Genomic DNA, 19,291 nt, shown 5'->3' on the forward strand with positions numbered 1-19,291 from the left:
CCGCCTCTTCACCGGCCCGACCCGACGACCGCGACCCGAACGTCCCCGGTGAGGTGTCCGTATGCGCGTAGTCGCCAAGTTCGGCGGGACGAGCCTCGGGAGCGGCGACCGCATCGAGCGCGCGGCGGACTCGGTCGCGAACGCGGTCGAGGCGGGCCACGAGATCGCGGTCGTCGCGAGCGCGATGGGATCGACCACCGACGAGCTCCTCGACGACATCACCTTCGAGACCGACGACGCCGACCGCGCCGAGATCGTCTCGATGGGCGAGCGAACCAGCGTCAGGATGCTCAAGGCGGCCCTCTCGGTGCGCGGCATCGAGGCCGTCTTCCTCGAACCGGGCCACCCCGACTGGCCGGTGATCACGAACGAGCTCGGCGAGGTCGACGTCGAGGAGACGAAGGAGCGGGCGCACGCCATCGCGGAGCGGCTCGACGGCGTCGTCCCGATCATCACCGGCTTCCTCGCGGAGGACCACGACGGCAACGTCACGACGCTCGGCCGCGGCGGGTCCGACACGACCGCGGTGATGCTCGGCAACTACATGGACGCCGACGAGGTCGTGATCGTCACCGACGTCGAGGGCGTCATGACCGGCGACCCCCGCGTCGTCGAGGGGGCCCGGAACGTCGGTCGGATCACCGTCGACGAGCTCCGGAACCTCTCGTTCCGCGGCGCCGAGGTCGTCGCGCCGTCGGCGCTCTCGTACAAGGACGAGGACCTCTCCGTCCGCGTCGTCCACTACCAACACGGCGACCTCCTCAGGGGCGGAACCCGGATCGAGGGCCAGTTCGAGAGCCTGATCGACATGCGCGAGGAGCCGCTCGCGTGTCTCACCATCGCCGGCCGCGCGATCCGGAACCGGTCCGGCATCCTCTCGCAGCTCGCGAACGCCCTCCGCGAGGAGGAGATCAACATCGACGCGGTCGCCTCCGGCATGGATTCGGTCACGTTCTACGTCGACGTCGACGTCGCGGAGACCGCCGAGGCCCTCCTCCACGAGGCCGTCGTCGACGACGAGGCGCTCTCGTCGGTGACGGTCGCCGACCCCATCGCCGTCATCCGGGTGACCGGCGGCGAACTCCCGAACCAGCCGGGCGTCATCCAGGACATCATCGCCCCGCTGTCCGACGCCGGGATCAACATCATCGACCTCATCACGAGCGCGACGTCGGTCGCGGTGTTCGTCGACTGGGAGGACCGAGAGGAGGGCCTCGAAATCGTCCAACAGCGGTTCGACTGACGACTCGCCTAGGCGGGACGACTCGCTTGGCCGGGACGATTCGCCTGAGTGGGACGACTCACCCCCGGCCGGATTCGCCCGTCTCCGATCCGCAGTCGTTTCACCCGTCCGTCCGCCCGTCTAACTCCTCGTACTCGATCCGATACCGGGTCGTCCGCCGCCCCTCGAATCGCGGCCCTCTCCCCGCCACGGCGAACCCCGAGGCCTCGATGACCTCGCTCGTCTCCTCGTCGTTCGGAACGACCACCTCGACGCACATCTCCTCTCGACGCGCGAACCGCCGCGGCTCCCGGAAGAGCCGTTCGATCGTCGAACCGCTCCCGTCGAAGTCGGTCACGTGAACGGTCCCGTCGCGAACGTCGAACGCGACGAATCCGAGCACCGTCTCCTCGCCGTCGCCGCTACCCCCACTGCCCTCACCGTCTCCGCCCTCCACTGCGACTCGAACCGACCGGTCGTGGATCATGTTCCTCACGACGTCCTCGGGCCGACCGATCAGCGTCGCCAGCGACTCGGCGTCGGACTCGAGTGCGTCACGGATCCGCATACCACGGTTACCGGACGGACCCGTATAAACCCGCTGGCGCTCGGCGCCCGCGGTCCGTCGGGATTTCGCCCCCTCCCGCCGACCTGCACTCTGATTCACCCGAATCGCGTCGTTCCCCGCCCGAATCGCGTCGTTCCCCGCCCGAATCGCGTCGTTCCTCATCCGAATCCCTCCGTTCGCCACCCGAACCACGCCCCGCTCGTCCGAAGTAATATGGTTTTAACCGACCGGCGGCCTCAGGCACCGACATGAGCAAATCCACAACGATCGTGCTCGGAACGATCGGCGTCTCGGCGGCCCTGTCCGTACTCATCATCCTCTCGTACGTGCTCGGCTGATGTTCTCGTCCCGGCCGCTCGACGACGACCTCGACGCGGTCCGCGAGGACCACGCGCCGGGATCGCCCGTCCTCGACGTCGACGCCGACTTCGAAACCCTCCCGCCGGCGTCCGCCGAGGACCTCGGACTGTTTGTCGACGGACTCTCGCCCGCCTCCTACCCGGCGGAGTGGCTCCCCGAGGAGGTCCCCGAACTGCTCCGGCGGTACGCCGGCCCGACCTTCACCGTCGGCCTCCCCGGCGACGGGACCGTCGTCCGGACGACCCAGACCGAGCCGCAGACCGTGCTCGTCAAGAAGCGAGCGGAGGGGACGCCGGACGACTTCCTCGCGTTCCTGATCGCCGACCGGCTGGTCCAGATCGGCGTCTCGCCGTCCCCCGGATCGCTCCCGGACGACGTGCCATGGAACGACGCACCCGAGGGGTCCGCCCCTCGGGACCGCCTCCCCGAAAGCTTCCTCCCGTTCTTCGGCGAGCGCTACCGCGACCTCGACGCCGCGATCCGCCGACCCGACCCCGACACCGGCGGCTCGACCACGGGGCACGGCCCGAGCGACGTCTTCCAGGTCGCCGCCGCGCTGTTCGACGCGTGGATGGGGCTGTACACCCGCGACGTCTTCCCGTCGTGGGAGGACCGCCACCCGCGGCTGTTCGACGCGTGGCTCGACGCCGGCGACCGCCTGGAGGGCCGCCTCGGCGACCTCGCCGGAGAGGTCGCCCGCGGCGAGACCGACTTCGCGAGCGCGACCGAGTACGCCTGCTCGGCCGTCCGCCACGGCCTCGACCTCCCCGCGCCGTTCGCCCCGCTCGACACGGCGGCCTACCGCGACCGCGGCGCTCCCTACGCGGTGAAGTGGGCGGAGAAGACGTTCGAATCGATGGCCGACGACGACGCCTGATCTGCTTCCGCTCTTATATTTCGAAGCTGACGTTCCCCTCGCCGTCGAGCTCGATGACGCCCTCGAACAGCTCTCGGAACCGGTCGAGCGTGGCGACCTCGTGGACCTCCTCGGAGAGGTGGAAGATACCGACCGCGTCGTGCTCGTCGAGGAGCGCGAGGATGTCCGCGGCCGCCTCGTACACCGCGTCGTCGTCGGCGTAGTACGCCATCTCGGTGAGCGAGTCGACGGACACCCGTCGCTTCCCCTCGTTCTCGGTGAGGAACCGCTCGACTCGGTCGACGACGCCGTCGAGGTCGTCGGGCGCCGAGACGTAGTACACGTCGTCGCTGGAGCGCCGCGAGTACCCGCGCTCGACGGAGAGCGTGTCGAGGATCGTCGCCTTCGTCTCGTCGACGTCGTAGTACTCAAGCTTCTGTTCGACCTCGCGCGCGGTCGTCCGCGTGGAGACGACGAGGAACGCGTCGGTGTCGGTCTTCAGGAAGTCCGTGTCGATGCGGTCCGTCTCGCCGATGCTCGGGTGAACGAGCAGCAGTCCCGTCCCCCCCGGGATCGTTTCCGGCCCGTTCTCGATGGCGAGCGAGTAGTCCATGGGATCGGAAACCCCCCGACCGACTTAACGATGCGGGCCACGTCGGCCGACCGGTTTTTGACGCTCCCTCGCGTCGAGGTGCACGATGGCCGGTCACGACACCGCGCGCGACGTCTACCGACAGGCGCTGCCGGTGATCCTCGTCAGCCTCGTCGCCGGCCTGTTCGCCGGCACGATCCTCGGCTCCGAGACGATGCGCGCCGGCATCTCGGAGGTCCCCGGCCTCCTCCTCCTGCTCCCGGCGTTCCTCGCGACCCGCGGCGGCGTCTACGGCTCGCTCGGCGCCCGGCTCTCGACCGGGCTCCACCAGGGGCTCATCGAGCCCCGGTTCCGGCTCGACCGGCGGCTCAGGAACGCGATCCTCGCCTCCTTCATCAACGGGATGAGCGTCTCCGTCTTCATCGCCGTGGTCACCTACCTCTGGCTGACGCTCCTCGGGACGGACGGGAACCTCCTCCAGCTGGTCGGGATCATGGTCGTCGCCGGGTTCCTCTCCGCGACGCTCATGATCTCGGTGCTGATCGCCGTCATCTTCGTCGGCTACCGCCGGGGACTCGACCCGGACAACGTGATCGGCCCCGTCGTGACGACGCTCGGCGACGTGTTCGGGGTCTTCTTCCTCCTCGTCGGGATCTACGTCGTGGGGGCCGTGCTGTGACCGGCTCCGATAACGCGGGAGACGGTCCCGCCTCTGATCCGGACGGTCGCTCGGCATCCGGCACGGGGGCGACGATGGCCGACGAGTGGTCGATCCGGCGGATCGTCCGGACGATGATCCCCCTCCTCGCCGCGCTGTCCGTGCTCCAGCTCGTCTCGGGGACTGTCCTGGAGACGTACGAGGCGGTGCTCGTCGACAATCCGGCGCTGCTCGTGTTGGTTCCGGTCCAGATCGGCACGGCCGGCAACCTCGCGTCGATCACCTGCTCGCGGCTCACCACGCAGCTCTACCTCGGGACGTACGAGCTCGATCCGTCGAACCCCGCGCTCAGGGCGAACGCCGGCGCCGTGCTCGCGCTGGCGGGCACCGTCTTCGGCGTCGTCGGCGTCGCCGCCTGGGCCATCGGCGTCGCGCTCGGCGGCACGCTCGGGCTCGGACGGGTGCTGCTCGTCTCGATCGTCTCCGGCATGCTCCTCGCCGTCCTCGTCGTCGTCGCCAGCGTCGCCGCCGTAGAGGCCTCCTACCGGATCGGGCTCAACCCCGACGACACGACCATCCCCGTCGTCACCAACGTCTGCGACATCGCCGGCGTGTTGATCCTCTTCGCCGTCGTCTCGGTCGTCGTGTGAGTTCGGGCGGCGCCGTCGCCGTCCGCGCTCAGAACACGCTGTCCGCGGTCGCGGCGCCGACGACGCTGAACACCGCGCCGACCGAGACCGCCTTGGCCGTCGTCGCCCAGAGCTCCGCTCCCGTCACGCCCTGCTCGATAAGGAAAGTGTCCGGGGCGTCGAACAGCACCGCGAGGACGGCCACGGAGCCGAACGCGACGACCATCAGCGACAGGAACCGAGCCGGGATCCCCGCGATCTCCTGCTCGACGTCGGGGTCGCGGTCGGTGTCGGCCCGGTAGAGCGCGGCGTACCCGATCAGCGCGACGATCCCCGCGGTCAGGGCCCCCTGAACCCAGTGCATGCCGGCGGCGAGCACCCACACCTCCTCGGTGACGACGAACGGCCCCGCGAGGAGGAACCCCCCGACCGCCTGCTGCGCGGAGTCCGCGATCCGGAACTTCGGTCGACGGAGGCTCCGCGGGCGTTTCATACTCCCGTGAGGGACAGCGGCCGATAAAACGGCGACGCTTTTCGGCCGCCCCCTCTCGACGCGCGTCACGGGTCCCCCGTGTCCGAACCCCTCCGAACCGGTTTTCACCCGTCCCCCCGTCGTGCCGCCATGAGCGTTCGCGAGGAGTTCGACGAGTGGGCGGCGTCGGGAAAGGACCGCGGGATGGAGGACAGACACTGGCACACCGCGAAACACGTGCTCGCGCGGATGCCGGTCGAGACGGGCGACGCCGTCCTCGACCTGGGCACCGGCTCCGGCTACGCGCTCCGCGCGCTCCGCGAGCGCGGGATCGGTCGCGGGTACGGGCTCGACGGCGCGCCCGAAATGGTCCGCAACGCCCGGAGCTACACCGACGACGGCGCGGTCGGCTTCCTCGTCGGCGACTTCGACGCGCTCCCCTTCGCCGACGACTCGCTCGACCACGTCTTCTCGATGGAGGCGTTCTACTACGCGAGCGACCCGGGGAACACCCTCCGGGAGATCCGCCGCGTCCTGAAGCCCGGCGGCACCTTCTTCTGCGCGGTGAACTACTTCGCGGAGAGCGAATCGACCCACGCGTGGCAGGAGAACATCGCGATCGAGATGACGCTGTGGAGTCGCGCGGAGTACCGCGAGGCGTTCCGCGACGCCGGGCTGTACGTCGCCGAACAGGACAACGTCCCCGACCGCGAGATCGAGATCCCGGACGCCTCGGCGTTCCCGACCGACGACTGGGACTCCCGCGAGGCGATGGTCGACCGCTACCGCACGTGGGGGACGCTGTTGACGGTCGGCGTCGCACCCTGACTCGTACGGTTATTCGTTATCCATCGGCGTGCCGTGGCGGCTGGTTCGAACCGTCCCGTTTCCGCCGCGGCGAACACGTCTAAAGCCCCGGTCGCTCGGCTATACGTTGTTGACATCGGCTCCGCGGCGACCACCGCCAAAGCCCCAGCCGCTCGTATGTAATCGATTAACTGCAGATCGGCGGTCAACGCCTCCAAAGCCCCAGCCGAGAGGCGGGCGTACGCTCGCTGCGGTCCTCAGTCGCTCGTTCCACTCGCTCCTTCCGGTCCTTACCTCGCCTACGCCCGCCTCTCGGCTGCCCCTTTGAGTCCCACCCCACACAGCAACCGCGGCCTCACCCCTCCCCAGCCTCGTCGCCGGCGCTGGGCGCCGGCTTCCAGAGGCGCTTCGCGCCTCGCTGCCGCGGCCGCCAAAGCCGGCCGCGGACTCCCTCGCACGCGCTCCTCGTGCCCGGCGGGCACTCGGAGGCGCGCGCCGGCCGCCGTCTGTTTGTAAGTATCTACGCTCACCCGCCGATCCCTTTTAAGCGTGCGAACCGTTCGCACGGCTGATACCAGATGGAGCTCCGCTGTGAGGGCTGTGCCGGCTGCTGCGTCGACTGGCGCGCGTTCGCGCCGGACGCCGCCGGCTCCGACCGCGCCGGCGACCGCCCCCCGCTCGACGACGTATACGGGCTGGCCCCGCTCACCCGCGACGAGGTCGCCGCCTTCCTCGACGACGGGCTCGGCGACGCCCTCGTCCCGCGGCTGTTCGAGCCCGCCGAGCGCGACCCGACCGTCTCGATCGACGGCGTCGAGGTGGCCGCCGCCGGCGACCGCCCCGTCTTCGTGGTCGGGCTCCGGAAACCCCCGAAGCCGGTCGCGCCGATCGGGACCGACAAGCCCCGCTGGCTCGACGCCTGCGTCTTCCTCGACCCGACGACGCTCCAGTGCCGGATCCACGACGAGGACCTGTATCCCCGGACCTGCGCGACGTACCCCGGACACAACCTCGAACTCGACGCCGAGACCGAGTGCGAGCGCGTCGAGGCCGCGGGCGGCGGCGACCGCCTCCTCGACGCCGAGCCCCCGAGCGACCTCCCCCCGCCGGCGTTCGGCCCGCAGGCGCTCGGAACCACGGTCTTCGCCTACCCCGATCCGGACGACCTCGACGGCGTGGTCGACCGGATCCGGACCGACTCGCTCACCGCCGACGACCGCGCCCGGTTCGTCGGGGCCGCCGTCGGCTCGCGACCCGGGTCGCTGTCGGTCGACCGCGACCGGATGGCCGAGGCCCGGGCTCACGTCCGCGACGCCGACTCGTGGGCGGGCCGCGCGGTCCGCGAGTGGACGGCCCGGGCCGGGAGCGATGGCGCCGCCGTCGACCTCGACCCCGAGTCCCGCGACCGGCTCGTCAGCGAACTGGAGGACGACGCCGGCGCCCCGGGCACTCCCGGCTGGGAACGGTAGCGGTCCGTTCGTCGCGTCCCCCGGCGCTCTGCCCGGTCGCGCACGCACGCGCGCGTGAGGCTTACCCGTCTGCGGTCCCTCCGATCGGGTATGGCCGAACGGAACCCCGTCGACGATCAGTCTCCCGAGTACGCGCGCGAGGACGTCTCCGTCCTCGTCGTCGGCGCCGGCGCCGCGGGGGCGCGCACCGCCATCGAACTGGCCGAACGCGGGATCGACGACGTGCTCGTCCTCGGGAAGCGCGGCCACGGGGACGCGCACACCACGTGGGCGCGCGGCGGCATCAACGGGGCGCTGGGCACCCACGACCCCAAGGACTCGCCGGCGATCCACGCCGCCGACACCCTTAACGAGGGCCACTTCGTCAACGACCCGGCGAAGGTCGAGACCGTGACCGAGCAGATGCCGGAGCGCCTCCGCGAGCTCGACGAGTGGGGAATGGCGTACTCCCGTACCGACGACGGCGAGATCGACCAGCGCTTCTTCGGCGCGCAGTCGTTCCGCCGGACGGCCTTCGCCGGCGACCACACCGGCGAGTCGCTGCTGAACACCCTCGTCGACCGGGCGCAGGAGCTGTCGGTCCCGTACCGCGAGAACGTGATGATCACGAAGCTCGTCTCCGACGGCGACGCGGTCCACGGCGCCGTCGGCTTCGACATGGACGACGGCGAGTTCGTCCTGTTCAACGCGGGCACCGTCGTCCTCGCCGCCGGCGGCCACGCGGCGATCTACGACCGCCACACCTCCAGAGACGACGAGAACAACGGCGACGGGGCGGCGCTGGCGTACGACGCCGGCGCCTCGCTGCTGGACATGGAGTTCATGCAGTTCCACCCGACCGGGATGGCCGTCGACGAGAGCGACCCCGAGTGGGCGCCGTGGAGCGGCCGCCTCGTCACCGAGGCGGTCCGGGGCGAGGGCGGCCGTCTGTTCAACGCCGACGGCGAGCGATTCATGGAGCGCTACTCCCCCGATCAGATGGAGCTTGACGCCCGCGACGTCGTCGCCAGGGCGATAGCGCGGGAGGTCGCCGAGGGTCGCGGCACCGAGAACGGCGGCGTCTACCTCGACATCTCCCACCGCGACGCCGACTTCATCCGCGAGCGGCTCCCCCGGATGTACGAGCGGTTCGCCGACCTCGGCGTCGACATGGCCGAGGAGGCCGTCGAGGTGGCGCCGACCTCCCACTACGGGATGGGCGGCGTCGCCGTCGACGATCACGGCGAGACCGACGTTGACGGCCTGTTCGCCATCGGCGAGACGATGGCCGGCGTCCACGGCGCGAACCGCCTCGGCGGGAACTCGCTGGCCGAGACCGTCGCGTACGGGGTCGTCGCCGGCGAGCGGATCGCCGACCGCGTCGGCGGCCCGGGCGAGGTACCCGACGACCTCCGAGAGGGCCTCGTAGAGCCCCACCTCCGCGACCTGCACGCGTTGGCGGGTCACGACGGCGAGCACGAGGCCGCGGCGGTGCTCGCCGACCTCCGGGAGCTGATGTGGGACCACGCCGGGATCCTCCGCGACGAGGCGTCGCTCCGCGAGGGCCTCGACCGCCTCGACGCCGTCCGCGATCGCGCCGCCGACATGCGCGTCGGCCCGGTCACGAGCGAGTCGTTCGAACTCGCCGTCGACGTCGGGTTCTCCCTCGTCGCCGCCGAGGCGGTGCTCCGCGGCGCGCTCGAACGCGATGAGTCCCGGGGCGCCCACTACCGCACCGACTACCCCGACACCGACCCGGACTGGCGCCGGAACGTCTACTTCGACGCGGCCGACGTCGGCGGGATGACACTTCGGACGGAGCCGGTCGGCGAGCCGAGCGACGCCGTGCAGGCCGCGCTCGACGAGGGCCACGAACTGGACTACCACCAGTTGGAGTGACGCCGGCGCGGTTCCGAGAACGACGCCCCCGCCGGTAACCCGGTTTATCCGTCCCGATCCGGTTCACCCGCCCCGCTTCCGATACCAGACGCGCTGTCCGACCGCCGACTCGTCGTCGTCGATCGGCAGCCGCTCCACGACCAGGTCCCTGACGGCGACCGTCACGACGAGTTCGATCGGCGAGTCGTCTCCTCCCGTCGCCCCGCCCCCCTCGCCCTCTCCCCCCGACCCGACCGGACGAACCGTGAGGACCGCGTGGCCGTCGCGCTCCCCGATCGACTCGATCACCCCGACCGACCATCGGTCGACGCGGTGCGACGGCTCTCGGGCGTGGACCCGGTCGTGGTTCACCCGGTCCCTCCCGGCCGCCAGACCCCCTGCCGTCGGTCGAGCCACGCGACGACGACCACGTGCGGGAGCGTCATGGCCGCGATGGCGACGAGCGACACGGCGAGCAGGTCGCCCGGGGCGGCGACCCCGGCGGGGACCGAGAGCCCGACCGCGGCGACCACGAGGAACCCGCCGAGCGTGAGGGGGGCGGCGTCGCGCCCGAACCGCGCGAGGGCGCCGTGGAGGTCGCCGTCGCCGACCGCGGCCGCCGCCCGGTCGTCGACGAGGATCAGCCGGCCGACGTGGCGGAGGCCGTGCCAGAGCGCGAAGTACACCCCGATAGCGAACACGGGCGCGGCGAGCAGGAACCACGCCCACAGCGCCCCGACCTCCCCGGCGTCGCGGAGCCAGTCCCGGCGCGAGGCGCCCGCCCGAACGCGTCGGTAGCCCAGCCCGACCGACACCGCCGTCGCGGCCGTCATGAACGCGCCGACGGCCAGTCGCGTCTCCGGGACGAAGACGGGGTCGACCGCGGCGGCCGCCGCGGCCGCGTCGACGACGAACAGCCCGACGATCCACTCGGCGACCAGCCGGTACTCCTCCGGATGCGCGACGAGCGGGACGCCCATCGGGAGCCCCCCGCGGACGACGAGGCTCAGCCAGCGCTCGGCCGCGGTCGGGAGGTGATCGACGTCGGCGACGGTGAGTGCCGCGACGTCGCCCTGCCCCCAGTGGAGCCACGTGAGGGCGATGAACCCGACGAACGCCGCGACCGGCGCGAGGAAGAACGCCGCGACGACCGCCCCCCCGAGGATCGCGTAGGCGACGGAGACGACCGCGACCGACCGCCGGAGCGAGACGTCCGTCGCCGCCCGCAGGGGGACGAGGTGGTCGACCGCGCCGTGGGCCATCCCGACGACCAGCGTCCCCAGCGCGAACGTCGCGACGCCCACCTCCACCGGAAACAGGGGGGTGACGGCGGCGAGCGGCAGCAGCCCCGCGAGCGCCAGCGCGGGATAGAACGCGAACCACCGGTCGACCGCCGACCGGGCGGGGTCGTCGCCCTCGTCCGCCGTCGCTCGACGCCGGGTCGCCGAGCGCGTCGCGGTCTCAGTCATCGACCGGTTCGGCCGGCTCCGGGTCCGGTTCGAGCGCGTCGGCCGCGGTCTCGGTCGGCCGCCCCCGGCGGTCGTTCCAGTCGAGGACCCACTCGAACAGCACGAGCCCGTTCACGGTCATCACGCCGGCCGAGGCGAAGAAGAGCATCTCCTCGATCGGGAGCCCGAGGACGGCGATCCCGGTCGTGAACTCGGTCGAGAGCCGCCACGTCCCCATCGCGATCGCGATCCGGTCGGCGACCCAGAAGTACGCCGCGGGGATCAGCGTCGCCGCGAGCCACATCCGCGGCGTCCGGACCAGGTAGCCGCCGCCGACCGCCCACTGGAGCGCGAAGACGGGGCCGACCCACGCGATCAGCCCGCCGAGGTAGAGGTACGAGGGGTCGAGCGTCACGAGCCAGAGCCCGCCGGCGATCATCGCGACCCCGGCGACGACGCCGGCGATCCGGGGACCACGGTCGAAGTCGCCCTCGCGGAACGTCGGGTCGAACCCGATCAGGTGGAGCGCGAACGCGGTGACGACGGTCTGGATGGTGAAGAAGAGGTACTCGCCGAGCGGGATCGACAGCGCCCGGACGAGCACCGCCCCGTCGGCGTACGACCACGCCCCCCGCCGGATCATGTAGCTGATCCACGGCGTCGTGTAGAGGTACGCGATGGCGACGAGGATCGCGATCCCGGCCGTCGCGCGCCGCCGGCGAACGACGTCGTACCGCGGCGCGAGGTACCACAGCGCCGCGACCACGGGGAGGCTGAAGACGAGGTGGAACTGGAGGTACGTCAGCGTCGGAAGCATCTACTCACCCCGGCGACGGCGATCATGGCTCCATGTTCGCTTTCCCTCTTATTAAGGCCCCGTCCAAACAGTGTGACCGCGTCCGACGATCGTCGAGCTCCCGCTCGGCGGTCATCGAGGCGACGACTCGACCGACAGCACGCCGTGTCCCTCCAGCACCTTCCCGAGCCGGAACATCGAGGCGACGACGGCGTCGCAGGCGGGACGCACCGCGTCCTTCGGCACGAACCCGACCGCGAGCCCGGCGACCTCCAGCATCGGGAGGTCGTTCGCGCCGTCGCCGACCGCGACCGTCTCGCTCATCGGGACGCCGAGGTCACCCGCGAGCTCCGCCAGCGCGTCGTCTTTCGTCCCCTCGATGAGCGGTCCCTCGGCCTCCCCGGTGAGCTTCCCGCCGGCCGTCGGGAGGCGGTTGGCGACGATCGTGTCGGCCTCCGCCCCCGCCTTCGCCAGCGCGCGCTCGACGCCGCGCTCGAACCCGCCCGTGAGCACGGCGACGTAGTGGCCCTCGGCCCGGAGGCGCTCGATCAGCTCTCCGGCCCCCGGCCGGAGCGTCACCGCGTCGAACGCGGCGTCGACGTCGTCCTCGCCGAGTCCCCCGAGCAGCTCCGCCCGCTGATAGAGGCTCTCGGCGTAGCTGAGCTCGTCGTTCATCGCCCGCTCCGTGATCTCGGCCACCGCGTCGGCGACCCCCGCGCGCTCGGCGAGCAGGACCGTCATCTCGGAGTCGGACAGCGTGCCGTCGAAGTCGAACGCGATCAGGCTCATGGGCCCCGTTCGGCGCGGCGGGGTTTTGAAGCACCTGATCGCGCAACGGACGCCGCGGGCCGGTGAGACTTTGACGCCCGCCGCCGTCGCCCACGTATGGACCGAACCGACGCGGACCGCGCCGACGTCGACGTCGACGACCTCCTGAAGGTGATCCTGGGGCTCGCTATCGTGTGGCTTCTCCTGGAGGTCATCGGAGCGGTACTGGACCTGACGTTCGCGCTGATCGACGCGCTCCCGACCCTGATCGTCGTCGTCATCGTCGTGTTAATCGCCTTACGGCTCACCGACCGGATCTGAGGCGTGTTCAGCCTGAACGTCCCGCTCCCGCCTGCGATAGGCGATTTCGCGGCCGATCTCCACCCGAAACTCTCGGGGTTCGACCGCGTGCGCGACCGGCACACCCTCGTCTGCAAGCGTCTCGGGGTCGAGGCCGTCCCGGACCGCGTCGACGGCAACGGGTCGAGTTCCGGGCGCGACGGCGGCGCGCCGAGCCCGCCCAAGCCCGACGCGCTCGCGGCCCTCCGCGAGGACCTCCGCCCCCTGCTGTCGGGGACCGGCCCGTTCGACGCCGCCGCGACCGAGGTCGACGTCTTCGACGCGCCCGCGTCCGGGTCGCGGCCGGTGGTGTACCTCGCCGTCGAGAGCGACGCCCTCGTCCGGCTCCATCACCGGCTCTGTGCGGCTTACGATGCGATCGAGGGGATCGAGGGCGACGACTTCGTCCCGCACGTCACCCTGGCGCGCGGCGGGAACCCCGACCCGGGCGTCGTGGCCGACCTCGTGAACCGGGAGTTCGAGCCGATCCGGTGGCGCGTTCACGCGATGGAGGTGTACGACCCCGAGTTCCGCGAGGTCGCCGCGACGATCGAGTTGTAAATAGCTCCGAACGGATCGGCGGTGAACAACTCCAAAGCCCCAGCCACGAGGCGGGCGCACGCTCGCTGCGCTCCTCACTCGGTCGCTCACTTCGTTCGCTCCCTCGTTGCGGTGCTTGTGTCGCCTGCGCCCGCCTCGTGGCTGCCCCTTTGAGTCCCACCCGACCGCACAGCAACCGCGCCTCACGCCTCCCCAGCCTCGCGGTTCGCGCTCTTCGAGCGCTCACCGCGTCCCTCGCACGCGCTCCTCGCGGCCTACCGGCCGCTCGGAGGCGCGCGCCACCGCTATCAATTTATACATAGCACGTCGCCTACGGCGCTCACTCCTAGTCGCCGTCTTCAGTAGCCGCACCGTCGCGCTCGCCCGGCTCGTCGACCGCGTGGTGCGGCCCGACGGGGCCGTGCGTCGGGCAGACGCCGGCGATGGGGGTCGCGTTGAGACAGCAGGCGCGCTGTTCGCTCGCGATGACGCCCCGCGAGAGGGGCTCGCCGCAGCGCCGGCAGTACGACGCGGTCGCGTCGTCGGTTATCCCTACCGCTCGCGGACGCGCATCGGCACCGGGTGGTCGGGGTGCATCGTCAGCGAGCCGCGCAGCGAGAGCTCCGGCCCCTCGTACTCTAGGTCGTACCGCGAGCAGACCTCCGCGAGGATCAGCTTGGCCTCCAGCAGCGAGAACGCCTTCCCGATGCAGTGGCGGGGGCCGCCGCCGAACGGGAAGAAGGCGAACCGCGGGCGCCCGCTCCGGCGCTCGGGGGCCCACCGGTTCGGGTCGAACGCCTCGGGGTCGTCGTACCAGCGCGGCGACCGGTGGACCACCCACTGCGACAGCATGAGCGCGGCGCCCTCCGGGATCCGGTACCCCCCGACCTTCACGTCGAGCTTCGGCTCGCGGAACAGGGTGTAGACGGGGGGATACAGTCGCATCGACTCGTTGAGCACGCGCTCGGTGAACTCCATGTCGCGGGCGTCGGCGGCGGTCGGGGCGCCGTCGGCGGTCGCCGCCTCGGCCTCCGCCGCCACGCGCTCGCGGGCCTCGGGGTGGTTCGAGAGCAGGTAGAAGGTGTAGGTGAGCGCGAGCGCGGTCGTGTCGTGGCCGGCGAGCAGCATCGTCACCAGCTCGTCGCGGAGGTTCTCGTCGGTCTGCTCGCCGCGGTCGCGGGCGCGCAGCAGGACCGAGAGCAGGTCCATCGGGAGGTCGCCGTCGGCGTCGCCGGCGGGGCCCCGCACCGCGACGCCCTCGGGGCCGGCCGGGTCGGCGGCGGGGTCGCGCTCGGTGCCGCGGCGGCGCTCGACGATCCCGTCGATCACCGATTCGAGGGTGTCGACGGCGGCGTCGAACCGGCGGTTCTCGCGGGTCGGGACCCAGTTCGGGATCAGGAAGCGGCGCGGGTCGGGCTCGAACCGCGCCCCGAGCGGCTCCAGCTCCTCCTGGACCGTCTTCACCTCCTCGTCGGTGATGTCGGCGCCGAACATCGCCGAGACGATGATCTTGACGGTGAGGCGGGCGACCTCCAGCTGGACGTCGACGACGTCGCCGTCGCTCCAGTCCGCGAGCTGCGACTCGGTGTGGTCGACCATCGTCCCCGCGAGCGCCCCGATCCGCCGGTTGTGGAAGGAGGGGTTCGCGAGCTTCCGCTGGCGCTGCCACGTCTCCCCCTCGCTCATGAGGAGGCCGTTCCCGAGCAGGGTGTCCATGGCGTCGTCGCCGAACTGCGGCTTCCGGTAGCGGTCGGCGTCGGCGACCAGGACGCGCTCGACGTCGGCGGGGTTCGTCAGGAGGTAGGTCTCGCGCGGCCCGAGGTCGAAGCGGACGACGTCGCCGTAGCTGTCGGCGCAGGCGCGCATGAACGAGAACGGGTCGTCGGCGTACTGGCGACCGTTGCCGAAGACGGGGTCGCCGATGGGTCCGGGCGGCGTGACGGACATACGAGAGACAGGGTCCGGGCGAGGTTAAACGTTCGGCGGCGGGAGGGAAACGCCGGGAGTCGGACCGCTCGATCGGGCGACCACGGGCCGTCTACTGCCGGGCGTCCAACCGCTCGACGCGGGTGATCAGCTCGTCGACGGCGGCCTCCTGGTCGTCAGTCGCCTCGACGATGCGGTCGGTCGCGTCCTCTGTGCGGTCGGAGCGCTCCCGGACCGCCTCCAGCGATGACGTGAGCTCCTCGACGGTTGCGGCCTGGTCGTCCGTGGTCCGGGCGACCTCGGCGACCCCCGCGGCCGCCTCGTCGACCGCGTCGGCGATCTCCTCCAGCGAGTCGAGCACCGTCTCGATCTCGGTCCCGGCGTCCTCGATGCGGTCGTGCGAGCGCTCGACGGCGGTGCTCGTCTCGTCGGACTGCGCCTGGAGCTCCGCGAGGCTCTCCGTGATCTCCTCGGTGTAACCGCGGGTCTCGTCGGCGAGCTTCTTCACCTCCTCGGCGACGACCGCGAAGCCGTCCCCGCCCTCCCCGGCGCGGGCGGCCTCGATGTTGGCGTTCAGCGCGAGCAGGTTCGTCTGCTCGGCGACGTCGGAGATGACCTCGATGACCTCCTCGATGTCGTCCATGCGCTCCGAGAGCGCGCCCACGCTCTCGACGAGCTCGTCGCCGATCTCGACCACGTCCTCGGTCGCCTCCCGGGCGTCCTCGCTGGCGTCGAGTCCCTCGTCGGCGGCCTCGCTGGCGGCGACCGCGGCCGAGTCGACCTGGTCGGCGGTGGCGGCGACCTCCTCCATGCCGGCCGAGAACGACTGCATCTCGGAGACGCTCTCCTCTAACAGCTCGTTCTGCTCGTCGACGTTCTCGGCGATGTCGGCGGCGGCCCCGCTCGCCTCCTGGACGGTCTCGTCGATCTGGCGCGCCTGCTCGTGGACGCTCTCGGAGAGGTCCTGGAGGTTCTCGGCCATCCCGTTGACGACGCCGATGACGGCCAGCAGCTCCTCGTCGAGGATCTCGCACTCCTCGTGGCAGACGGCGCGGGCGTCGAGGTCGCCCTCCCCGATCTCCTCGGCCGTCTCGCGGATCTCCGAGACCAGCCGCTTCGTCGCGTCGCGCTCGTTGACGTTCTCGGTGCGGTCGATGACGACCTCGGTGACGCCGACGAGCTCGTCGCCGTCGTACAGCGGGGTCGCCGTGAACTCGATGTGCTTCTCGTCGCCGTGGCGGTCCACCATGGTGCTGGTGTCGCGGTAGCGGTCCTCCGCCGAGCCGCAGCGCTCGACCCCGTACACCTCGTCCGCGGTCTCGGGCGCGTCGAGCACCTTGTCGGCGAGGGTGTCGGCCCGGCGGCCGTCGGGGTAGAACAGCTCCGAGACGTGGCCGTGCCCGACGGCGTCCTCGCGCTCGGCGCCCGTGAGCGAGGCGATCGACTCGTTCCACTCGGCGACGTTGCCGTCGGCGTCGAGGATGAACGTCGGCACGCTCGTCGCGTCGAACACCTGCTCGAAGCCGGCGGCCGCGAGCGTCCCGGCGCGGTCGACGCCCTCCTCCTCGGTGATCTCGTACTCCTCGCCGTCGTCCCGCTCTCGCCCCCCGCTGGGCGCTCCGCCGGCGTCGGGGCCGTCGACGACGACGCCCCCGTCCGGGACCGACCGCGAGTTCCGATCCCGTCCGAACACGCTCCGGAGCAGTCCGCGAAGTCCCGTCATAACTACGTGGGATTCCCCCAAGCCTCCGGATAAACCGTTCCCTCCGTTACTCACGTCTGATAATCGCCCGGTCGGAGGGAGAGGAAAGGCGGGCGACCGAACACGTCGTCGCGCCCCCGCGGCGGCTCGCCTCCTCCGGCCCCCGCCCGCAGCGTTCAAACGCGTCGGGCGGCTACTCGGATTCGATGGACGCCGACGCCGTGCGCGAGCGGGCCGCGGACCTCCCGACCGAGCCCGGCGTCTACCAGTTCCAGGCGGGAGAGACGACGCTGTACGTCGGCAAGGCGGTCGACCTCCGGGACCGGGTGCGGTCGTACACCGACCCGCGCTCGGGGCGCATCCGGGGCATGGTCGCCCGCGCCGACCGGATCGAGTTCGCGGTCACGGACACCGAGACGCAGGCCCTGCTGTTGGAGGCGAACCTGATCAAGCGGCTCCGGCCGCGGTTCAACGTCCGGCTGAAGGACGACAAGTCGTACCCGCTGATCGCCGTGACCGACCACCCGGTCCCGCGCATCGAGGTCACCCGCGACCCGGAGGAGGGCGCGGTCGCGTACGGCCCCTTCACCGACAAGGGCCGGGTCGACGCCGTGGTGAAGGCGATCCGCGACGAGTACCGGCTCCGCGGCTGCTCGGACCACAAGTACGCGAACCGCGACCGCCCCTGCCTCGACTACGAGATGGGGATCTGCTCGGCCCCCTGCACCGGGGAGATATCTCCCGAGGAGTACGCCGAGGACGTGGCTGCAGTCCACCGGTTCCTGGAGGGCGAGACGGGCGTCCTCGCCGACCCGCTGCGCCGGCGGATGGAGGCCGCCGCCGAGGACGCGGAGTTCGAGCGCGCCGCCAACCTCCGGGACCGCCTCGAAGCGGTCGAGGCGTTCCACGGCGAGGGCGGCGAGGCCGTCAGCGACCGCTCCGACGACCGCACCGTCGACGTGCTCGCGGCCGCCGTCGAGGGCGACACCGCCCGCGTCGCCCGGCTCCACAGCGAACGCGGCCAGCTGGTCGACCGGAGCCGCCACCGGCTGGACGCGGCCGCGGTGGGGGACGGCGAGGCGGCGGACCCGACCGAGGGCGCCCCCGCCGACCCCGACGCCAACACCCCCGCCGCGGTGCTCTCCGCGTTCCTCACGCAGTACTACGCCGAGCGCGAGTTCCCGGACGCGGTCCTCCTGGCCGAGCGCCCCGCCGACCCCGACGTGGTCGACTGGCTGGAGGCCGAGGGGGTCGCGGTCCGGGTCCCCGGCGCGGGCCGCGAGGCGAAGCTCGTCGAGCTCGCGCTCAAGAACGCCCGCAAGCGCGGCGGCCGCGACGACCCGGTCGGCGCGCTCGGCGAGCGCCTCGGGATCGACCGTCCGGCCCGGATCGAGGGGTTCGACGTGAGCCACGCGCAGGGGACCGCGGTGGTCGGCTCCGACGTCTGCTTCGTCGACGGGAGCGCCGAGACGGCCGACTACCGCCGGAAGAAGCTCACCGATCGCAACGACGACTACGCCAACATGCGCGAGCTGGTCCGGTGGCGCGCCGAGCGCGCGGTCGAGGGGCGGGACGACCGCCCCGACCCCAACCTCCTCCTGATCGACGGGGGCGAGGGGCAGCTCGGCGCCGCCCGCGACGCCCTCGCGGAGACCGGCTGGGACGTGCCCGTCGTCGCCCTGGCGAAGGCCGAGGAGCTGGTCGTCACCCCGACCGGCACCCGGCGGTGGGACGACGACGCCCCCGAGCTCCACCTGCTCCAGCGCGTGCGCGACGAGGCGCACCGCTTCGCGGTCTCGTACCACCAGACCGTCCGCGACGAGGTGGCGACCGTCCTCGACGACGTGCCCGGCGTCGGGCCGGAGACGCGTCGGCGGCTGCTCCGGCGGTTCGGCTCGGTCGAGAACGTCCGCGACGCCTCCCGCGCGGACCTCACCGACGTCGACGGCGTCGGCGACGCGACGGCCGAGACGATCCGGGAGCGATTGTAAGTGAATCCGCGGTGGCGCGTGCCTCCGAGTGGCCGCCGAAGGCGGCCGCGAGGAGCACGCGCGAGGGAGTCGCCCGGCCGGAGCGAAGCGGAGGCCGGGCGACGAGGCTGGGGAGGTGTGAGGCGCGGTTGCGGTGCTGTGCGGGGCGGGACTCAAAGGGGCAGCCGTGAGGCCGGTGGAGGCGACGTAAGCACCGCAGGGAGCGAACAGAGTGAGCGACCGAGGAGCGCAGCGAGCGTCCGGCAGCCTCACGGCTGGGGCTTTGGAGGTGTTCCCCGTAGTTCTGTTATC

The 19,291-nt window shown here is 71.7% G+C and carries 21 protein-coding genes; 11 read left to right on the forward strand and 10 right to left on the reverse strand.

Annotated features, from left to right (window positions below; all coding sequences use genetic code 11):
• The first annotated feature begins 61 nt into the window (after window positions 1-61).
• Window positions 62-1,243 carry an aspartate kinase gene (locus NO900_RS17060; protein WP_256410135.1) on the forward strand — a complete coding sequence of 394 codons (1,182 nt, stop codon included), beginning with the start codon at window positions 62-64 and terminating at the stop codon, window positions 1,241-1,243.
• 100 nt (window positions 1,244-1,343) lie between these two features.
• Here the strand turns inward: NO900_RS17060 and NO900_RS17065 are convergent, their stop codons facing one another.
• Complete coding sequence (locus tag NO900_RS17065) at window positions 1,344-1,790, reverse strand: hypothetical protein (protein WP_256410136.1); 447 nt, start codon at window positions 1,788-1,790, stop codon at window positions 1,344-1,346.
• Between the two features lie 248 nt (window positions 1,791-2,038).
• Here NO900_RS17065 and NO900_RS17670 point away from each other — a divergent pair, with 248 nt between their 5' ends.
• Both NO900_RS17670 and NO900_RS17070 read left to right on the forward strand, forming a co-directional pair.
• The gene (locus NO900_RS17670) at window positions 2,039-2,128 is read left to right on the forward strand and encodes a hypothetical protein (protein WP_425492680.1); all 90 of its coding nucleotides are present in this window, start codon (window positions 2,039-2,041) and stop codon (window positions 2,126-2,128) included.
• Window positions 2,128-3,027 (forward strand): DUF7089 family protein, encoded by a 900-nt coding sequence (locus tag NO900_RS17070; protein ID WP_256410137.1) that lies wholly within the window; start codon window positions 2,128-2,130, stop codon window positions 3,025-3,027. Before NO900_RS17670 ends, NO900_RS17070 begins: the two co-directional genes overlap by 1 nt.
• Before the next feature lie 13 nt (window positions 3,028-3,040).
• Here NO900_RS17070 and NO900_RS17075 read toward each other — a convergent pair whose 3' ends face one another.
• Window positions 3,041-3,619, reverse strand: coding sequence for a DUF7090 family protein (locus NO900_RS17075; RefSeq protein WP_256410138.1), 579 nt, complete (start codon window positions 3,617-3,619; stop codon window positions 3,041-3,043).
• A gap of 85 nt (window positions 3,620-3,704) precedes the next feature.
• Between NO900_RS17075 and NO900_RS17080 the strand changes: the two genes are divergently transcribed.
• Together NO900_RS17080 and NO900_RS17085 are read left to right on the forward strand one after the other, a co-directional pair.
• Window positions 3,705-4,277 (forward strand): magnesium transporter, encoded by a 573-nt coding sequence (locus NO900_RS17080; RefSeq protein ID WP_256410139.1) that lies wholly within the window; start codon window positions 3,705-3,707, stop codon window positions 4,275-4,277.
• A 74-nt stretch (window positions 4,278-4,351) separates the two neighbouring features.
• Window positions 4,352-4,906, forward strand: a complete 555-nt coding sequence (locus tag NO900_RS17085) for a magnesium transporter (RefSeq protein ID WP_256410140.1) — start codon at window positions 4,352-4,354, stop codon at window positions 4,904-4,906.
• A 28-nt stretch (window positions 4,907-4,934) separates the two neighbouring features.
• On the opposite strand, the gene NO900_RS17090 is transcribed toward NO900_RS17085, so the two are convergent.
• Window positions 4,935-5,378 (reverse strand): DUF2391 domain-containing protein, encoded by a 444-nt coding sequence (locus tag NO900_RS17090; RefSeq protein WP_256410141.1) that lies wholly within the window; start codon window positions 5,376-5,378, stop codon window positions 4,935-4,937.
• Window positions 5,379-5,507: 129 nt separating this feature from the next.
• On the opposite strand from NO900_RS17090, the gene NO900_RS17095 reads away from it, so the two are divergent.
• The 3 genes from NO900_RS17095 to NO900_RS17105 all read left to right on the forward strand — a co-directional run bounded on the left by NO900_RS17095 (window position 5,508) and on the right by NO900_RS17105 (window position 9,511).
• Complete coding sequence (locus NO900_RS17095) at window positions 5,508-6,185, forward strand: class I SAM-dependent methyltransferase (protein ID WP_256410142.1); 678 nt, start codon at window positions 5,508-5,510, stop codon at window positions 6,183-6,185.
• Window positions 6,186-6,742: 557 nt separating this feature from the next.
• The gene (locus tag NO900_RS17100) at window positions 6,743-7,633 is read left to right on the forward strand and encodes a YkgJ family cysteine cluster protein (protein ID WP_256410143.1); all 891 of its coding nucleotides are present in this window, start codon (window positions 6,743-6,745) and stop codon (window positions 7,631-7,633) included.
• A gap of 90 nt (window positions 7,634-7,723) precedes the next feature.
• Window positions 7,724-9,511 (forward strand): L-aspartate oxidase, encoded by a 1,788-nt coding sequence (locus NO900_RS17105; protein ID WP_256410144.1) that lies wholly within the window; start codon window positions 7,724-7,726, stop codon window positions 9,509-9,511.
• Between the two features lie 63 nt (window positions 9,512-9,574).
• Here the strand turns inward: NO900_RS17105 and NO900_RS17110 are convergent, their stop codons facing one another.
• From NO900_RS17110 to serB, 4 genes are all read right to left on the reverse strand, one after another.
• A complete protein-coding gene (locus NO900_RS17110; RefSeq protein ID WP_256410145.1) occupies window positions 9,575-9,862 on the reverse strand; it encodes a DUF7861 family protein in 288 nt (95 codons plus the stop codon).
• A complete protein-coding gene (locus NO900_RS17115) occupies window positions 9,859-10,959 on the reverse strand; it encodes a Brp/Blh family beta-carotene 15,15'-dioxygenase (protein ID WP_256410146.1) in 1,101 nt (366 codons plus the stop codon). The genes NO900_RS17110 and NO900_RS17115 overlap by 4 nt, the downstream gene beginning before the upstream one ends.
• Window positions 10,952-11,755, reverse strand: a complete 804-nt coding sequence (locus tag NO900_RS17120) for a lycopene cyclase domain-containing protein (RefSeq protein WP_256410147.1) — start codon at window positions 11,753-11,755, stop codon at window positions 10,952-10,954. Before NO900_RS17120 ends, NO900_RS17115 begins: the two co-directional genes overlap by 8 nt.
• Window positions 11,756-11,866: 111 nt before the next feature.
• Window positions 11,867-12,523, reverse strand: a complete 657-nt coding sequence (serB, locus tag NO900_RS17125) for a phosphoserine phosphatase SerB (protein WP_256410148.1) — start codon at window positions 12,521-12,523, stop codon at window positions 11,867-11,869.
• Between the two features lie 96 nt (window positions 12,524-12,619).
• Between serB and NO900_RS17130 the strand changes: the two genes are divergently transcribed.
• Both NO900_RS17130 and NO900_RS17135 read left to right on the forward strand, forming a co-directional pair.
• Window positions 12,620-12,823 carry a DUF7554 family protein gene (locus tag NO900_RS17130; RefSeq protein WP_256410149.1) on the forward strand — a complete coding sequence of 68 codons (204 nt, stop codon included), beginning with the start codon at window positions 12,620-12,622 and terminating at the stop codon, window positions 12,821-12,823.
• A gap of 3 nt (window positions 12,824-12,826) precedes the next feature.
• Entirely contained in the window at window positions 12,827-13,402 is a 576-nt protein-coding gene (locus NO900_RS17135) for a 2'-5' RNA ligase family protein (protein ID WP_256410150.1), read from the forward strand.
• A gap of 325 nt (window positions 13,403-13,727) precedes the next feature.
• On the opposite strand, the gene NO900_RS17140 is transcribed toward NO900_RS17135, so the two are convergent.
• The 3 genes from NO900_RS17140 to NO900_RS17150 all read right to left on the reverse strand — a co-directional run bounded on the left by NO900_RS17140 (window position 13,728) and on the right by NO900_RS17150 (window position 17,030).
• Window positions 13,728-13,931 carry a hypothetical protein gene (locus NO900_RS17140; RefSeq protein WP_256410199.1) on the reverse strand — a complete coding sequence of 68 codons (204 nt, stop codon included), beginning with the start codon at window positions 13,929-13,931 and terminating at the stop codon, window positions 13,728-13,730.
• Window positions 13,932-13,933: 2 nt separating this feature from the next.
• Window positions 13,934-15,328 (reverse strand): cytochrome P450, encoded by a 1,395-nt coding sequence (locus tag NO900_RS17145; protein ID WP_256410151.1) that lies wholly within the window; start codon window positions 15,326-15,328, stop codon window positions 13,934-13,936.
• Window positions 15,329-15,419: 91 nt separating this feature from the next.
• Window positions 15,420-17,030, reverse strand: coding sequence for a methyl-accepting chemotaxis protein (locus NO900_RS17150; protein WP_256410152.1), 1,611 nt, complete (start codon window positions 17,028-17,030; stop codon window positions 15,420-15,422).
• A gap of 185 nt (window positions 17,031-17,215) precedes the next feature.
• Between NO900_RS17150 and NO900_RS17155 the strand changes: the two genes are divergently transcribed.
• The gene (locus NO900_RS17155) at window positions 17,216-19,000 is read left to right on the forward strand and encodes an excinuclease ABC subunit C (protein ID WP_256410153.1); all 1,785 of its coding nucleotides are present in this window, start codon (window positions 17,216-17,218) and stop codon (window positions 18,998-19,000) included.
• The last annotated feature ends 291 nt before the right edge of the window (window positions 19,001-19,291 follow it).

The sequence above is a fragment of the Halorubrum rutilum genome (assembly GCF_024494565.1).

Coding starts and splice junctions, on each gene's coding strand:
- NO900_RS17075 (WP_256410138.1), bottom strand. CDS start 3,619: ATGGACTACTCGCTCGCCATCGAGAACGGGCCGGAAACGATCCCGGGG.
- NO900_RS17155 (WP_256410153.1), top strand. CDS start 17,216: ATGGACGCCGACGCCGTGCGCGAGCGGGCCGCGGACCTCCCGACCGAG.
- NO900_RS17085 (WP_256410140.1), top strand. CDS start 4,352: ATGGCCGACGAGTGGTCGATCCGGCGGATCGTCCGGACGATGATCCCC.
- NO900_RS17115 (WP_256410146.1), bottom strand. CDS start 10,959: ATGACTGAGACCGCGACGCGCTCGGCGACCCGGCGTCGAGCGACGGCG.
- NO900_RS17080 (WP_256410139.1), top strand. CDS start 3,705: ATGGCCGGTCACGACACCGCGCGCGACGTCTACCGACAGGCGCTGCCG.
- NO900_RS17100 (WP_256410143.1), top strand. CDS start 6,743: ATGGAGCTCCGCTGTGAGGGCTGTGCCGGCTGCTGCGTCGACTGGCGC.
- NO900_RS17070 (WP_256410137.1), top strand. CDS start 2,128: ATGTTCTCGTCCCGGCCGCTCGACGACGACCTCGACGCGGTCCGCGAG.
- NO900_RS17105 (WP_256410144.1), top strand. CDS start 7,724: ATGGCCGAACGGAACCCCGTCGACGATCAGTCTCCCGAGTACGCGCGC.
- NO900_RS17065 (WP_256410136.1), bottom strand. CDS start 1,790: ATGCGGATCCGTGACGCACTCGAGTCCGACGCCGAGTCGCTGGCGACG.
- serB (WP_256410148.1), bottom strand. CDS start 12,523: ATGAGCCTGATCGCGTTCGACTTCGACGGCACGCTGTCCGACTCCGAG.
- NO900_RS17120 (WP_256410147.1), bottom strand. CDS start 11,755: ATGCTTCCGACGCTGACGTACCTCCAGTTCCACCTCGTCTTCAGCCTC.
- NO900_RS17670 (WP_425492680.1), top strand. CDS start 2,039: ATGAGCAAATCCACAACGATCGTGCTCGGAACGATCGGCGTCTCGGCG.
- NO900_RS17095 (WP_256410142.1), top strand. CDS start 5,508: ATGAGCGTTCGCGAGGAGTTCGACGAGTGGGCGGCGTCGGGAAAGGAC.
- NO900_RS17090 (WP_256410141.1), bottom strand. CDS start 5,378: ATGAAACGCCCGCGGAGCCTCCGTCGACCGAAGTTCCGGATCGCGGAC.
- NO900_RS17150 (WP_256410152.1), bottom strand. CDS start 17,030: ATGACGGGACTTCGCGGACTGCTCCGGAGCGTGTTCGGACGGGATCGG.
- NO900_RS17145 (WP_256410151.1), bottom strand. CDS start 15,328: ATGTCCGTCACGCCGCCCGGACCCATCGGCGACCCCGTCTTCGGCAAC.
- NO900_RS17060 (WP_256410135.1), top strand. CDS start 62: ATGCGCGTAGTCGCCAAGTTCGGCGGGACGAGCCTCGGGAGCGGCGAC.
- NO900_RS17130 (WP_256410149.1), top strand. CDS start 12,620: ATGGACCGAACCGACGCGGACCGCGCCGACGTCGACGTCGACGACCTC.